A 17,044-nucleotide genomic window follows, 5' to 3' on the forward strand; every position below is an offset into this window, starting at 1 on the left:
ATGTTTAATGTTTTTAAAGGGAAAACTAGCAATTATAAAGTTATCAAGGTATTTAAAAATGTGGATTTAAAGCAGGCTTTGGAAATAGATATGTTAGATATAATAAGTCTTGTACAAAAGGAAATAGATTCTTTAGGCGGCAAGGGTTTTGATTATTATGAACTAAATTATGGTGCTCAGAAAATCTCTAATTACAATCAATTATTAAAGGTGATTAAAAGGAAAAATGATATTTTTCAAATATTAGCTACTGATGAAATTAATTCTAATGTATTATTGATAGACAATCAAATGTTAAATAGGAAAGCGAATTTAAAAGATGGACTTTTTACTTTTCATTTTGCTTTAGATTTAACTCTATTTAATGCAGAATTTATACAAGGTTTTTTGATAAGTTTATATAAATTAGTTGATTTTGACTATGCTTATTTAGTTGATTTAGACTCAAATTATGATATAACTACTGAAAGGAAATTTAAGAAAGGATTATTTGGAATTAAAGCTGAAGTAAATGAAGAAGATAATAAATGGAATCAAAATGCCGGGAAAATTAAAGAAGGTTTTTTGAAAAAAGTATATTTATTTAATGTTATCAATAATAGTCAATTAAACAATAATGCAATGCAATTTTTAATCAGTTCAAAAGTTGGTGAAGTAAAAAATTTAAATGAAAATCTATCTATTTGGACAATTAGTTCTGATGAGTTGCCTTATGCAAGTGAAAAGTTGAAAATGTTTTTTGTTTGAAGTTTTTAAGCAAGAATATTGCCAGTTACACCTTTGCTAAATATATAATTAATTTGCGTATTAGTCTAATAGAGAGAAATCACCTCTCTATTAGACCTATTTAACTTGAACATAAATATTCAAAGATTTATTCAATCATTCATGCCTTGGTGATGCAATAAAATTTTCTTTAATCATCTTAAGTCTACGAAGCAATTCTTAGATTGCTCTTCTTGCAAGCACTGCTTCTGGATTTCAATCCTCTTTTTATAAATTATACAGCAACAGGATAGCTTTACAAAGCTTTTATTCGAAGAGGAATCTCGAATAGAATTTTACATGAAAAAGAATTGGATTAGAACTTTTTTCTTAAAGAAATCGGTATATTAATCATATTTAAAGCTTGCCATGTGAATTTGTTCTAAATTAAGAGGGATTCATTAGAATACCCTCTTTTTAGTGTTTAACTAAAGTTGCCTTAAGTTTTTTTCCAATTCAGTCATACCTGCTCTCGCAATAAAATTTTCACTTATCATCTGAAGTTCATGGAGCATCTCTTGCTCCACACATTCTGGTAATCCATTGCCCTTAGATTTTAATCCTCGACCTATAACTTCGCCCAACAGCAGGATAACCTTACGGCTTGCCTTAAAGTCTAGCTTCACCAGTTCGTCCATCCCTGGTGCAGACAAAATCGTACCGTACACCCATTTCAAATCTTTCTCCTCCATAACGTTATTATTTTTGATTAAACCATAACACAAAGGTCAATATTTGCACGGGCTTTCACTTGTTTAGAATCTGAACAACACAAGGATAGCCGATATATGCTTGCTAAATTTGTTACACATCCCGACAATGGTGTGGAGGATTTTAGTGAAGTGGATGTGGGAAATGTGAGGCTAAGCTGTGCTCATGCACGCGACATAGATTTAGTAGATTACCTTCAACGATTTGGCATAATGCCAGTCAAGGTCAGAGGAAATAATTTTTGGTACCATTCACCTTTTCGGATAGAACGAACACCTTCGTTCAAGGTGGACCGGAAGACCAATAGGTGGTACGATTTCGGTGAGGGTGTTGGAGGTAGCATCATAGACTTTGCCATCCGTTTTAAAGACTGTACAATTGCCGAGTTCCTACAATCATTGGACAATAATGATTTTTCTTTTCCTAAGCATGCTTATGCACAAAATACAAGTGATGATTATGCTGCAAGTAGTCTTACTATTCTCGACGATCGTCCGCTCTACGCGTTCAGCTTGATCAATTACCTTGCTCGTCGTCATATACCCATCGGCATAGCGAATAACTACTGCCGTGAGCTTCGTTATGCTGTTGGCAGCAAAACCTATTTTGCTATTGGATTCCTAAATCGCTCGAGTGGCTGGGAAATACGTAACGCCTATTTCAAGGGCAGCTCCAGCCCAAAAGATTTTACCCTCTTACATCCTGACCGATTCTGCATCTGCGTGTTCGAAGGCTTCATCGACTTTTTATCGTTCCTGACCTTGATACCTGAAGCTGAACATACCTACAGTTTTCTCGTGCTGAGCAGCCTGACATTGTTTGAAAGGGCAAGACCGATAATGGAAGCCTACAGCGAGGTTTGGCTCTTTCTGGATAACGATACTGCAGGTCAAAATTACAGCCGCTATGCCAGCTCGCTTATCTCAATTTACAAAGACCAAAGTGCCCTTTACAAAAACCATAAGGATCTCAATGACTGGCATTGTCATCAAGGTAAATCTAAAATGTATTTAAACAAACTACTGTGCCCTCCCTAATTAAATCAAAAGCTAAAAAACTATAGCAATGAGTATTGAAAAAAGCTTTATGCGCAAAAGGGGTTTCCCTGCTTCGTCCCGGAAACGGCAAGATGTACCGGTGTTTCACATACCGGGAGAAAAACCCCTAACTCCGAAGTCGTGGTGTCTGCAAATTATTAAAATCTGAATGTTAAACGTGAAAATGAATTGTGATGGAAGAGAATAAAAACAACAAGAACAAGTGGCTGCACTTGCGTATGGACGAGCCAAGTTATCAAGCTGTGCAAAACAATTTCCGCAAATCGACCGAGAAGAATTTCAGTGCCTATTTGCGTAAAGTTCTGCTGGAAAAGCCGGTGTTTGCAGGTGTTAAAGATACCGGACTGTCAGAGATTTTGGCAGAGCTGCATAGGTTGCAAAAGGATATGAACAAGATCGGCAACAACTATAATCAGATGGTACATAAGCTCCATTTATGTGATAAAGATCCTGAGGTAAAACTTTGGGTTTCGCAATACAATAAAGAGCGGGGTATACTCCTCGAAGCCCTGCAATCTCTTACGGGATACATCCATAAAACTGCGCAAAAATGGTTGCAATAATCAATTGGGGAAGTTCCTTGCGACGTGCTTTTCAATATAATGAAAACAAGTTGGAAGAAGGTGTGGCATCAATTTTAACGACACAAAATTACCCTTATCCAATGGAAGAAATGAATGCCGAACGCAGGTTGAACCTGTTACAAAAGCTGGCAGGATTAAGGGAGGACGTGCTGGTTAACAGCGTCCATATCTCCCTAAATTTTGCGCCCGACGAACAGCTTTCAGATGCTAAGATTGCAGCCATTGCAAAGGAATATATGGACAAGATCGGCTTTGGCGCGCAGCCGTTCCTGGTATACCGCCATAACGATAGTGGACACCCTCATTGCCATATCGTGACTACCAATATAGAGTTGGACGGTTCACGAATATCCCTTCATAATATTGGCAGGGAGAGGTCGGAACCCGCAAGAAAAGAACTCGAAATAAAGTACGGGTTGGTAAAGGCGGAAGACCATAGGAAAGATTTATTAGCACTAAAGCCTATTGATGCCAGCAAGCTACAATATGGTAAAGCAGAAACGAAAAGGTCGATTGGAAATATACTCGACAATGTGCTCGACCAATATAAATATACCACCTTGGCGGAGTTAAATGCAGTGCTGAGGCTTTACAATGTAAAAGCAGAAAGAGGGGCGGAGGATTCACGCGTTTATGCGCACCGTGGTCTATTATACCGTGTGCTCGATACCGAAGGTAACCCGGTGGGCGTACCCATAAAGGCCAGCCTTTTCCATAACAGACCTACCTTAAATTATATAGAAAATAAGTTCCTGAAGAACGATGTGGCAAGACAGGCACATAAGGCAAAGATAAAATCGACTATAGATTTTGCCCTAACCTCCAAGAGGCCAAAGACCCTTGCAGCACTAGAAGAAGACCTTCGAAGGAGAGGTATAAAAATGGTGTTGCGGCAGAATGAGCAAGGGCTAGTTTACGGCATTACCTATATCGATTTCAAAACTAAATGTGTATTCAATGGCAGTGCGCTTGGCAAAGCATACAGTGCAAAAGGTTTGACCGAACGTCTAGGACTGCATCAGGCGAGCGCTGACAAGACCAGTGTTTTGAACAAGGAAAACCATGGGAATTCAAATGATAATACAGTTGATATCTCACCGAAAACTTTGCCACAGCAGGAAGTTGGGATGCCAGAATCGAACAATGAGAAGACGTTGCTCGACCTATTGTTACAGCACGAATATGCCTCTAATGCGGTGCCTTTTGAGTGGAAGAAGAAAAAGAAGAGAAAGAAAAAAAGGTAATTATTCTTAAAATAATAAGCTATGTCTACAGGAGAAAACGAACAAGCACTGCGCAAGATAATAGACATGACCAGATGGATGGCCATCTTTGTTTTACTGCTGCATTATTACTACCAATGCTATAGCACGTTTCAGGGTTGGGGTCTAACATGGCCCTTCTCCGACAGTATACTGGGCAATATTACCCGAACAGGACTGTTCAGCAACTTCCATAAATCCAAGCTTATTGCTCTGGGGTTATTGGTTGTATCCTTGTTCGGCGCAAGAGGAAAGAAGAGCGAGAAGCTCACCTACAAAACAGCTTTGCACTACATTATCCCCGGCTTTACCCTTTACTTCCTGAGCTGTTTTATACTACAACTGTACTGGGGCAAGACTATGGTGAGCGTGCTGTATATGGCTATAACGGGTATAGGATTTATACTGGTGCTTACAGGTGGTACATTACTTTCACGTATCATCAAGGACGCACTAAAAGACGATATTTTCAACGAGGAAAACGAAACATTCCCACAGGAGGAACGTCTTTTGGAGAATGAATTCAGCATCAATCTCCCTGCACAATATCAGTTAAAAAAGAAGAAAAGAATGAGCTGGATCAATATCATTAACCCTTTCAGAGCCTTGCTGGTACTGGGCACACCAGGCGCAGGCAAGAGCTATTTTGTTATACGCCATGTAATCACACAGCACATTGCAAAAGGCTTTTCGATGTTCGTTTATGACTTCAAGTTTCCTGATTTATCCATAATCGTTTACAACCATTGGCTAAAGAATAAGGACAAATACAAAGGCAAGTCAGAGTGCTATTTTATCAATTTTGATGACCTCACTAGAAGTCATCGTTGCAATCCCTTAGACCCTTTGGGAATGACAGATATCACCGATGCAGCAGAATCGGCACGTACGATTTTGTTGGGACTGAACAGGGAATGGATCAAAAAACAGGGAGATTTCTTCGTCGAGTCACCCATCAATTTCTTGACGGCCATTATTTGGTTTCTGCGCAAATACCAGGATGGAGAGTTCTGTACATTGCCACATGTGTTGGAGTTTATGCAGCTCGAATACGACCAGTTGTTTACCGTATTAAGGCTGGAACAGGAAGTAGAAGTATTAATAAATCCCTTTATCAACGCCTTTCTAAATGGTGCGGTGGAACAGCTGGAAGGACAGATTGCATCCGCTAAAGTAGCCATGGCACGACTATCATCACCACAGTTATATTACGTCCTTAGCGGTAATGATTTCACGTTGGACATCAATAACCCCGAAGCACCCAAGCTGGTGTGTATGGGCAATAACCCACAGAAGGTACAGATATACGGAGCTGTGTTGTCGTTGTATGTAAACCGTTTAGTAAAGCTGGTCAATCAGAAAGAAAAGCTTAAATCCTCACTAATTTTTGACGAGTTTCCGACCATTTATCTGAACGGTATAGACAGTTTGATAGCCACGGCAAGGAGCAATAAAGTATCGACCTGCTTGGGCATACAGGATCTTTCACAACTACGAAAAGACTATGGAAGGGAGCAGGCAGATGTGATTATGGGTATCGTCGGCAATATTGTATCAGGACAGGTAACTGGCGATACAGCGAAGCTATTATCCGATAGAGTAGGGCGGATCATGCAGGACAGGCAGAGCCTTTCCATCAATAGGAACGACACCTCGATCAGCAAATCCAAGCAGCTGGAAGCGGCAGTTCCCGCATCCAAAATATCAGCACTGAGCAGTGGGGAGTTTGTCGGAATGGTAGCCGACAATCCGGAAGAAAAGATACATTTAAAAGCCTTCCACAACGAGATACAGAACGACCATGCCGCTTTAGCCGCAGAAGAAAAAGCTTATCAATCAATACCAATCATCCGCAAAATTGATAACCAAATGGTGCAACGCAACTACAACCAGATACGCGAAGAGGTACAGGAAATAGTTAATGCGGAGATACAGCGGATGATGAACGACCCGGAGTTGGAGCGGTTGGTGGTGAGAAAATAGAGGTGTCATAGAGTTTAATTTTTTTAGACATTTTATAATGCTATATTTAAAAGTTTAAAAGTTTATCTAATCTATGACTATAAATCATTTAAATTATTGTGCAAAGGAAATTGTTTTAATAAGGGAATTAATTAAAATAGAAAACTGTGATTTTTACAACCGTAGTATTGCCAGATATATTGCAGTAAGATTAGACGACTTTATTAAAATAGGATTTCGTCTTAATAAATCCACTTTAAACCTGAAATTAATAAAGGATGAATTGAACGATTTAGCACAATTCTACGCCGAATATCTAAAAACTTCACGGGATAAATTTGGTGCTCATTTTCAACATTTAGATTACTTTGATCGGCTTTCAAATTGGGCTGATATTAATTTGGAAACAGTAGTTTTTTTTGCCAATCAGGTTGAAAAAATTTATTTATTTTTTCAATCCTTGAGCGGTTTTATTCCTCTACATACTATTGTAATAGATGAAAGTAGCAGGGATCTGATAAAAATTGTCAACAATCAACATGACATTGAAAAACAACCAAATTTATCATCTGATATTTTAGCATTCACTAGAAATAATTCTGGTGGTTTGGTACATCAAAATGGTTTACAAACAAAGGGTGGAGTACTTAAAGCTTTAGAACTTCTTATCGGGTATACTGAATCGATGCTAAAACAGTTAAATGTCGTACCTATCCGGCATATTTTTATAAAGATTTTTATACTAGATATTGTCAGTTACGCAGATAATTTAATTAGCAGACCGGAAATTACTCCAACTGACAAGCAGTATGATCCAGGCCTAGATTATTATCTTACACAGATTGAGTTTCCAGCAGAATCGGAACTACTTTCTCGATTTTTAGCATCATATCGTTTCCAAGAAAAAATAGATGAAATTCGAATTATTAGAAACAAAACAGCTGGACATTTGGATACTAGTTATGATATTGCAACTTCACAAGAATTAGTCAATAATGTGGACTTGATTTCTTTAGGCGAATTCTACAAAGTACTTAAGCAAACTTTTGCAAAAATCTGTTCCTCAACTACGGCTCTAAGCATATTCAGATTAGACACTTCAAATACGCTCTCTAATGTAATTTCAATAAGCGGGTTGGATAGCCCAACATTTAATGGTCAGCCAGCTAGTGAATATACTCCGAATCCATCTTTATTAAATGATATTAAATATTATTATTCTCATTGGGAGGATTACATGAAGGATGGGAATGAAAAGAGTTCTTCATTTTTTTTAGACAGCTTTTTCTATTCCGAAATTCTTAAAGTATTAGAAGTAGAAGAAGTATTGAATGAAGGAGGAAGTCGATTTTATCATTATGATTATCGGTTAGGGCATCAATTTTTTGATGACATGCTTAAAGCAAATGTACCTGAAAAAGAAAAAATTGCTATTGCAAATTTGTTTATTTTAGCTAGTCGTGGGTATTCAGGTATTCTTGCTCATTTTCTTTTAAACTCCCTTCCTAACGCTGGCTCTGAGCTTAAGTTTTATTATTTAAGAGCCATCAGTCACTTAGATAGCTATCCTCCACTTACAATTTTGCCCCAATTTCAAGAGTTATTTGACAATTCGAACTTATGGGGTAAGTGTGAATTGATTAAGAGTGTATTTAGGATATCAATTAATAAAAGATTAAATAATCATACAACGCCGCAATGGACTGATGACTTGTTTTCTGAATTGCTATATGATTTGATAAGTAAAGAATCGAATTTTTACAATCGTTTTTGTTTATCAATTTCTTTACTTTCAGAATTACAATTCAATACTTCAGTATACCCTAAAAATAATGCTGAATTATATTTTAATTTCTTCCATGAGCATATTTCTCAATGTTACCCAAAAATTTTGAAAAGAAAGGACGGGAAAAGTGATTTAATAGATTATGAAAAGCATATTGTGATTCTCAAGGCTAATCGTATTTTGACTTTTTTAGCTTTAGCAAGTGATTCGCTATTTGAAAACGGTCATGAAGATAGAAGTGCGGAATTGCTAGATTTATTTTATAATGGTACTATTTTGGCAGGTAATCAAACAGATAAACAAGAACTATTTAATCTAACATACCTCCTTTATAAATGTGGTCATCTATTTGAAGCAATAAACACTGCTGAAAAAATTTTAAGAATTAATGTTACCGATATTGAATCTCATATTCACTTACTAAACTATTATTTGCTTGATGAAGCATACCGTGAAAAGTTTGAACATGAACGGATAAATTTAATTCAGAATTACAATTTGGACGAAGAGACAAGGGAGAAAATCGAAGATATGTCATATGAATAATCATTTTGTCAAAGGTAATGTGGTCCAATTTAATAGGTTTTTTAGAGTGTTTTTTAAATATAAACTTTATAGCGCTAGATATATGGCAGGGAGCGCTGCTCGAGAAGCAGCTTGTGAGCAATAGTTTGGTAACATAATGCTGATAATAGGGGGAAGCTTATCATAGTTGCTTCTTGTATCTTTTGGAATGAATGAACCAGTATTAGAATGTTAATGGTAATAGAGCAATTATTCTATTTAATAATCGAAGATTTTACTTTCATTATTAATTGATGCTTCTTTTTATTTATATTCACGAGAGTTAAGTCAATTTATTAATTTCTTAAAAAGTTAATGAACATAAGTATAATAGCGTATCCCGCTAAAAATGGAGACTGCTTTTTAATAAGCTTTCATGATAAGAAGGAACAAAAGCATATATTAGTTGATTGCGGCTATGCTGCAACAATAAAAAAAAATTTAAAGGATGATCTAATAAAGATAAGTTTAAATGGCGGATTGCTCGATAAATTGATTTTAACTCACATTGATGCTGATCATATTCAAGGAGCAATAAGATTGTTGAAGGAAAATAATTCCGAAAGATTTATAGAAATTAAAGAAATATGGCATAATGCATTCCGTCATCTTTTTGAGAAAAACCAAATAGATATTAATGAAAAAGAATCACGAATACTTAGGCAAATAATCCTGAGAGGTTATCCTAAAAAACCAAATATTCTAAAGGATGAGCAAGAAATTAGTGCCAAACAAGGAACTACAGTCGGAGCATTGATTTTACAGGGGAAATACTCTTGGAATAGTGATTTTAATGGAAACGCAATCTCTACAGATTATGGGAGGGAGATTGTAATTAGTGAAAATTCAAATTTATTTCTTCTATCTCCTGACAGGGAGAAGTTAAACAAACTAAAAAAATTATGGTCCGGTGAGCTTGAGAGATATGGCATTAACTATAATAATGGTAGTTTAGGATTGTATGATGATGCTTTTGAAATGCTCATGTCATGGGAAAAGGCAATGAATAAAAAACGTCCAACTAAAATTTCTGCAACGGAAGATACGCTTGAAGAATTACTAAACCAGCCTTTCGAAGAAGACACTACAGCTACGAATGGTAGTTCTATTGCTTTTATATTGAAAATTGAAGAAAAAAAATTACTTTTTCTTGCAGACGCGCACCCGGATTTGATAGTAAAATCACTTAAAGATTTTCAAAAAAATGGTATAATTATGTTTGACTTTATTAAAGTTTCACATCATGGGAGCTTTAATAATATTAGTAAGGATTTATTAGAAACGATTGATGCCCACAATTATCTTATTTCCACTAATGGAGCAAGCCATAATCATCCCGATAAAAAAACAATTGCCCATATTATTAATCGCCCGGTAGGCTTCCATCGAAAAATTTATTTCAATTATAAAACTGATAACTCAAAATTTTTTGATAGAGGAGACTGGAAAAAAACACACAATTACTCAATACATTATTTGGACCAAGCTCCATTTACCTTATCACTATGACCTCAAGAATATTACATCCATCAGAAATAGAAAAAGCTACGGTTAGGGTTGAATGCGGTGATAAATCCGGCACGGCCTTTTTCGTTCTTATTGATAATGATAAACAATTTTTGCTGACAGCTGACCATAATCTTCCCGCAGGAGAACCTATTTATATATTTTCTTCCGAAACTGTAAGGTCCGAAGCCGAAATATTAAAGAGAATACCAGAACATGATATTACAATTTTAATAACAAAGCTTGAATCGACAACTAATTTTAATGCGATTACTTTAAAAAATATACAGATACCTTATGATGAAAATTGGGAAACCTTTGGCTTTCCAGCACAAAGAATAAATTCTGGAGGAAGATATACTGGAACTGTCTCCCGTCTTAACGAGGGTACTAAATGGGATGTTGATTTAATCTGTACCCAATATGTGAATTTGGATGACTTTTCAGGGCTATCAGGTTCAGTTCTATTAATTGACGGTTTTGCGGTAGGTGTTATTGGCTATGATAATGCGGGTACTTTGGGAGCTACAAGCATCCGAAGTGTCGCTGAAATTTTAGTGGAGCACGATATTAAAATCGTGAATAAAAATGAACATTCGATTCCTGATTCAATTGAAGAAGATATTTCCGATACTACGCCGAATGATGAAGTGCTCGAGGAAATAAATCATGTGATCACAGAACAAATTGATTCTAGTTACTTTTTGATAAAAGGTAATCCTGGTTCTGGTAAAACCACAATTGCTGCACAATTGGAATTTAGGAATAATAATCATATAATAATTGATCGTTTCTTTGTTAAGGTTCCCGAAAACGAGGAATATCCCACACAGATCCGGGCAACTCCAGAATTTTTCATTCGTTGGGTTGAAGAAGTCTGTTATCGAGCATTGTTCAATAATCCACCTCCTAAACCCAAACCAGAAACGACTTTCAACGAGAGGATATTTGCTATAATTCAGATTATTCAACAATTGTCAAGCCATTTCCAGGGCCAAGGAAAGATCGCTTTTTTAATTGTGGATGGATTAGATGATGTCAGCGGATCTAAAATAATAGATTATCTATCAGTGTTACCTCAACAATTACCGTCAAATTTTAAAGTCATCTTCTCTTGTACTTCTAAAGAAGTTTTGCCAAAAACAATCCGGGCAGCAATCAATTCTTCTAATGAAATAAAGGTCACCCCATTATCGCTGCAGCACGCGGAAAAATTTCTGTTTGAACAATTAAAAGGTAAGCAACTGAGCTTGGCTCAGATCAATGAATTATCACAAAGGTCAGAAGGACATCCTTTGTATTTACGCTACCTTACTAAATACGTTTTGGATACCGAAGATCTTACTACGCTAGATAATTGGATTAATTCTATACCAAAAATCGGAGGGGAAATTGAAATTTATTATAATAAAATCTGGCAACAACTTGATGATCATACTGATGAAACCTGGCTTGCTGCTACGCTATCGCGGCTGAGGATACCCATTGGAAAAGATATACTACCAGAATTAGTACCTGAATATACTAAGCATCATTTTCTGACAAATTTTAAGAAAATACAACACATGCTAAGAGATACTAATTTAGTCAGTATTTATCATACATCATTTTCAGATTTTATCAATGAGAAGACAAAGGAAATAAGTAAGCGGGTTCACGCAAATGTTGCTGCCTTCATTCTGAAAAATCCCGATACCAATTTCGGAATTTCTGAACGGGTTTTCCATTTATTACGGGGGGATGAAAATGGGAAAAATACTGCAATAATAGAATGTAATCAGAATTGGGTGGATGATTGCGCAATAAATAGTATAAACCCAGATATAGTTTTAGCCGATATTAAAGATGTAATAGGGTTAGCTGCGGAATTGGGTAATGCACACAAGGTTATTTCCCTGTTACTTCTTTCTCAGCGTGTAAATTTCAGATATAATACACTATTTCATGAAAATGCTATTTTTCTTGTCAATGCCTTGCTCGCTTTAAATAAACCAGAGGAGGCTATTAGATATGTGGTTCGGAACAAAACCTTAATAACTTCAGATGGAGATGCCATTTATCTATTGCAAAAGTTTTACGAGTATGATGCAATTGAAGAGGCAGAAGTATTGCTTAACACGATTAATCAGACGTGTAACAATTTCGTTGAAAGTGGTTTTGATACCGATTCATTCAATCGATTTATTCAATTAAAGTTCCGTGCAGTTACATTATCTGCAAACTCTGATTTTGAAAAGGCTTTTCACGAATTTGATCATATAAAGGATACAGCAATTAAATTAATTAAAGCAAGTGGCAATCCTAAAGAATCAATACATAAATTTAAAGACGAGGTCGGTTCCTATAATAGTGGCTATTTCATTTGGAGGTTTAATGTACCACCTTATACCAAGGAAATAGAGAATAAATTTACCTATGATGATAAAGCCAGTGGATTTATCGCAATAAGTATTTATCATGCTTTGGATTTTCAGCAGAGAAGTCCAAGAAGAAAAACGGACGATAATATTCCATCTTGGATAGAAGATTTGGAATACGTAATTGATAAATATGGTACTCATCCAGACTATCACTTCATGCTTTTGCATATTCTTCTAGGGAGATCAAAAAGAGTAGATATTATTGAAAAGCTCTACGAAAAAGTTTACATCAACAAAGAGAAGTTTGATTTTAGAAAAGATAATGGCGTCGATTTGGATCATCACTCTATTCATCGAATTACTCTTTATTATGAATGTTTAGGATTTTTCGATGTAACCGATCAGTTCCCGGAATTGCCTCAACATGGTTTTTTTTACGAGTGGGAGTACAATATTAAAGCGATCTTTCAATACCTATGTTTTCTTAACGGAAAAATTAAGCGTTTTAGGGTGGATTGCAAAGTTGATCAAATCAATTCTTTTGAACCAAACATTAAATTTCTTTTAAGTAAGCTGATTCCTGATCTTCGGGTTAGAATGCACTGGAATCGTGCCTATGCATTGCCTGAAACTATTTACCCCATTATATATAAGTATTTAATCCATGTGCTTATTGATGCTTTTCCTGATCAAATTTTAGGATTTGTTGAGGTAATTGTACAAAAAGAGCAATATCAACTAGGGCTTTATACTGAAGGATATACAGATAGTCTCTTTGTTTTAGCCAGGGAGCTTGCTAAAAATCCTGAACATGAATTGCCCGCTTTCAAAGTTGCCAAAGTATTAGAAGAGCATATTATAACAACAATAGAAAATCGTTATGAAAGAAATGAATATTTGTTAAGGTTGATAGAGCTATATGGTCTTTTAAATAATGAGGCTAGGGTCAAAAGTATATTTAAAGAAATGATCGATACATCCATGGGACCTTCATGGTATAAGGAGGCACAGTTAGGAATTATTAATACCGCAGTTTCTAGTATCATCCCCCAAAACGGAAATCAATCCTATTTAGGGAAGTTTGCTGCCCAGTTGCACCATGCCTCTGGTGAAATGACATTTCAACGATATGTGAAGCAACAGCAGGAGGTCTTTGTTGGAGATTTAGCAAAAATCGGTTTTCTCGATAAGGCAATTTCGTATTTTAAATACTTAGTGCTCCCAGATTATAATACAATTATTGACAATGCAGAATCTGGAAAAGTAGATATGCCTAATATCGGGCATGGCTATGTATTAGGAGCAAGGGCAATAGAAGAGCAAAGTGGTATATTAAATATGCTAAAGAATATTGATTGCAATGCTTCACTGTTTGCTTGGGGACTTAGTGAACTGGGTATTTTAGGGGATGACAGATATTTAAGTGGATATGCTAAGATACAGGCGGGAATCTTAAATTATGCTGAAAGTAATGAGCCGGAAAAGTTGGACGTACTATTTAGACGCTTATCCCGATTTGTGATTACCGAAATAAATGATGAATATCGTAATGAATATCTTCATAAATTGTTTAAAGAACTGAGTCCTTCAAATTATGAAAAGGTTATTGTTTACCTCGAGATTGTTGGTATGAAGCCTGAGCCTCCTCTTTCAAAACAGGCACCAGACGTTAATCAAGTAAAGGCTTATTCGGAAATTAAAGATAAAGACGATCCTTTAGATTTATTAGTTAAAGTAAAAGAATCAATACAGAAAAAGCTTGATGCTGAAAATAAGGCTGGTGCAAGGAAGGTCATAATTGAAGCTCTGCAGGAGTTGCAAAGTCAAAAATATGGAGTATGGTCATCTAATTATTCCCATAAAATTGATGATGTCAGAGATCTTTTGTCTGAGAGTTATGATAACTCATCCGAATTTATTAAGGATATAAAAGACCTAATTATTAATGAGCCTTACTTCGAAGGTTGGGTAATTGCTGACCAGATAATGAGCCTACTTCGAAATATAGAGGATGAGGATGAGAAGCAATTGATATTATCTTCTGTTCTTGAGCATATAGACTTAATGGTGAAGACGCCACAAGCTTATAAAGATAAGTATAGTTGGTTAAGTATTAGTACACGGAAGGTAACACAGGATCAACAGGATAATCTGATATTAGAATTATTAGTCTGGTTTTTAAATCACCCGTCTATCGTAGTAAAAAATAGAACGATAGAGATATTAACTTGGCTAGGATCTCATATGGCAGAAAAAATAGTTAATACACTGATGACGGAAATTTGCAGTGAAGGGTATAAGATATCGAAAGAACTTTCAGCCTCAGCGATTCATCAAATCTCTAATTTAAATATTATTGGATTTTCGGATGTGCTTAAGACCTGCATTGAGCGAAATGAGAAAGAAGTTTTTGAAATTGAACATTTCATGATAAAGTATACCCTAATGAATTCTCTCAAAGAATTAAAATTAAATGGAGCAACTGGTTTGGATGTTTTAATTTCAAAATTTGAGAAAACTTTTACAACAGTTGCAATAAAAAACGAGGAGATTGAAATTGAAGAAGAATACTTAGAGCCAATAGATGATTTCTTATATGATCTGAATGAACTCAACATTCTAAATACTCAATTTGAAGAAATACTGCTGGATCAAATTCAACAGTTGGTTGTTAACCTTTCAATTGAAGAGTGTCAAAAAGCGAGTGATTATATGAAAAGGAGCTTTAACGATAACAATGATATTAATCTGATACCGGATTTTGATAATCTCTTAAGATATGCCCTTAATATTGCAATTAACTCATATGTTTCCCTCGATATTAAAGAAAATGTAGCAGATATATTAAGAATGTATCAACCTGCTTTTCCAGAGAATAAGTTAAATGTGGACATTTTAACCGTGGGCGACCAATTTGAGTCAACTATTAAAAAAGTTTTTAGTAGTAACAAAGTTAATATTGACCAATTGTTAATTAATGACGAAATCCCATTGAATTACACGATTACAAAATATTCGGGATCAGATCGGAGAACAATCGAAAATATCGAATTGAATGCTTATTTAATTCCGATTGATTCATTTAATGAGAAAGGTAATTCTTATCCTTGGCTATCTTTTCCGGCAAATAGATATCCTGCAACATTTAAAGATGATGAAGAAGTAACCCCATTTTTTATTAATTGTGAGAATGCAGGCGATGTAACAGGAAGTGAATTAGTGCCAGCTGAACAAAATCCAAATATAGCTAAATTAATTCCGGGAATAACCAATGATATTTCTTCTACATATTGGAGAAGAGGGCGGAATTGGGATAACTCAAAGCAAGGGGTGGCCCAACAGACAGGGTATTATTCAACGATCTCCAAAGAGGTTGTTGACGGACTGAAAACAAAATACAAATTGGTCTGGCAGATTTATTATGGCCATAAAGAAGTATATATTGATGTTTTTGAACAAAGAATAATAAAAAGATGATCTCACCCAACAATAGAAAAGAATTTGAAAGGCGGATTAGCCTATTAGCTGAAAGAATTAAGGATGGGAAATTTCATATTCCTCCCGATCCAAGATTGATAAATGGACTACTCAATGTTCGAATCATGCCTAATAGACGAACTAATTTTTTGACTATTAATGAATCAACTAGACTCTTAGCTAATTCAATAGCTAATTTCGAGCGACCAGAGTTTAAAAGTAAAAAGGATGCCGACCAGTAGAAAAGAATTTGAACGAAATATGTTTTTCTTGTCTGAAGGATTTGAAAAAGATTTAATTGTGATTAATAAGGAGAATATAAAATCAATTAAAGGTATTGAGAATGTGCGTTACGCACCTAATAATAGAGCAAATTTAAACACGGTAAATGAAATGGCTAGATTAATGGCAAACACTGTAGCAAGATTATCATCTTCAAAGGAAACAATGTCAGAAGACTGATTATTTATATGAAAAATATTATTTTTTATTAGAAGTAATAGGTTTTATAATTTTTTAAAACACCTATTATTTCTAATTACTAATGTATAATCTCTTCCCTAAAAGAAAATTCATCGTAGCCTTGGCATTACAGGACTGTTTAAAGAATTATCAATGATTTAATAAGGTATTTTAGAGGTAGTTGTAAATACACTCACTTTTTTAGATATAAGTATTTTTAAGGATTTCTTCATTAGGATTCAGGTACCTATTACTGTTCATACCTTTCATTCCCGCATAATCGTTCGTAAAATCACCTTGTTTTTGCAGTCCTTTAGATTGCTCGGAACTATACAGAACGACCATACCTCATTAGCAGCAGAAGAAAAAGCTTACCAAACCAAAGTATTTGTTTAAAAAAAAACATTGCGACTAAAAGAAATTGGAACGGTTGGACTGTTATAGCAGGCAAAGATATTGGACAAGGAAAACTCTATTGGCCGATAAAAGATCACCCCAATTTACATGCAAAAAATATAGCACAATTAACAAGCTTTGAAAAAGAATG

At 35.3% G+C, this 17,044-nt stretch carries 11 protein-coding genes; 10 read left to right on the plus strand and 1 reads right to left on the minus strand.

What is annotated here, in order from left to right; genetic code table 11:
• Positions 1 to 747 carry a hypothetical protein gene (locus WH188_RS05185; protein WP_339423447.1) on the plus strand — a complete coding sequence of 249 codons (747 nt, stop codon included), beginning with the start codon at positions 1 to 3 and terminating at the stop codon, positions 745 to 747.
• A gap of 446 nt (positions 748 to 1,193) precedes the next feature.
• Here the strand turns inward: WH188_RS05185 and WH188_RS05190 are convergent, their stop codons facing one another.
• Entirely contained in the window at positions 1,194 to 1,490 is a 297-nt protein-coding gene (locus tag WH188_RS05190; protein ID WP_339423448.1) for a hypothetical protein, read from the minus strand.
• A gap of 63 nt (positions 1,491 to 1,553) precedes the next feature.
• On the opposite strand from WH188_RS05190, the gene WH188_RS05195 reads away from it, so the two are divergent.
• From WH188_RS05195 to avs1c (WH188_RS05230), 9 genes are all read left to right on the plus strand, one after another.
• On the plus strand, positions 1,554 to 2,513 hold the full coding sequence (locus tag WH188_RS05195) for a toprim domain-containing protein (RefSeq protein WP_339423449.1): 960 nt from the start codon (positions 1,554 to 1,556) through the stop codon (positions 2,511 to 2,513).
• A 194-nt stretch (positions 2,514 to 2,707) separates the two neighbouring features.
• A complete protein-coding gene (locus WH188_RS05200) occupies positions 2,708 to 3,097 on the plus strand; it encodes a plasmid mobilization protein (protein ID WP_339423450.1) in 390 nt (129 codons plus the stop codon).
• Positions 3,085 to 4,362 carry a relaxase/mobilization nuclease domain-containing protein gene (locus WH188_RS05205; RefSeq protein ID WP_339423451.1) on the plus strand — a complete coding sequence of 426 codons (1,278 nt, stop codon included), beginning with the start codon at positions 3,085 to 3,087 and terminating at the stop codon, positions 4,360 to 4,362. The genes WH188_RS05200 and WH188_RS05205 overlap by 13 nt, the downstream gene beginning before the upstream one ends.
• Before the next feature lie 21 nt (positions 4,363 to 4,383).
• Positions 4,384 to 6,363, plus strand: coding sequence for a conjugal transfer protein MobC (gene mobC / locus WH188_RS05210; protein ID WP_339423452.1), 1,980 nt, complete (start codon positions 4,384 to 4,386; stop codon positions 6,361 to 6,363).
• A gap of 73 nt (positions 6,364 to 6,436) precedes the next feature.
• Positions 6,437 to 8,674: a hypothetical protein gene (locus tag WH188_RS05215; RefSeq protein WP_339423453.1), complete on the plus strand. Its 2,238-nt coding sequence runs from the start codon at positions 6,437 to 6,439 to the stop codon at positions 8,672 to 8,674.
• Between the two features lie 333 nt (positions 8,675 to 9,007).
• The gene (gene avs1a / locus WH188_RS05220) at positions 9,008 to 10,201 is read left to right on the plus strand and encodes an AVAST type 1 anti-phage system MBL fold metallo-hydrolase Avs1a (protein WP_339423454.1); all 1,194 of its coding nucleotides are present in this window, start codon (positions 9,008 to 9,010) and stop codon (positions 10,199 to 10,201) included.
• Complete coding sequence (locus WH188_RS05225; protein WP_339423455.1) at positions 10,198 to 16,035, plus strand: hypothetical protein; 5,838 nt, start codon at positions 10,198 to 10,200, stop codon at positions 16,033 to 16,035. The genes avs1a and WH188_RS05225 overlap by 4 nt, the downstream gene beginning before the upstream one ends.
• Positions 16,032 to 16,277 (plus strand): AVAST type 1 anti-phage system protein Avs1c, encoded by a 246-nt coding sequence (gene avs1c / locus WH188_RS26270; protein WP_445265585.1) that lies wholly within the window; start codon positions 16,032 to 16,034, stop codon positions 16,275 to 16,277. Before WH188_RS05225 ends, avs1c (WH188_RS26270) begins: the two co-directional genes overlap by 4 nt.
• Positions 16,264 to 16,497: an AVAST type 1 anti-phage system protein Avs1c gene (gene avs1c / locus WH188_RS05230; RefSeq protein WP_339423456.1), complete on the plus strand. Its 234-nt coding sequence runs from the start codon at positions 16,264 to 16,266 to the stop codon at positions 16,495 to 16,497. The genes avs1c (WH188_RS26270) and avs1c (WH188_RS05230) overlap by 14 nt, the downstream gene beginning before the upstream one ends.
• Positions 16,498 to 17,044 lie beyond the last annotated feature (547 nt).

Origin of the sequence: Sphingobacterium sp. MYb388 (assembly GCF_037479535.1) — a bacterium.
Taxonomy (GTDB): domain Bacteria; phylum Bacteroidota; class Bacteroidia; order Sphingobacteriales; family Sphingobacteriaceae; genus Sphingobacterium; species Sphingobacterium anhuiense.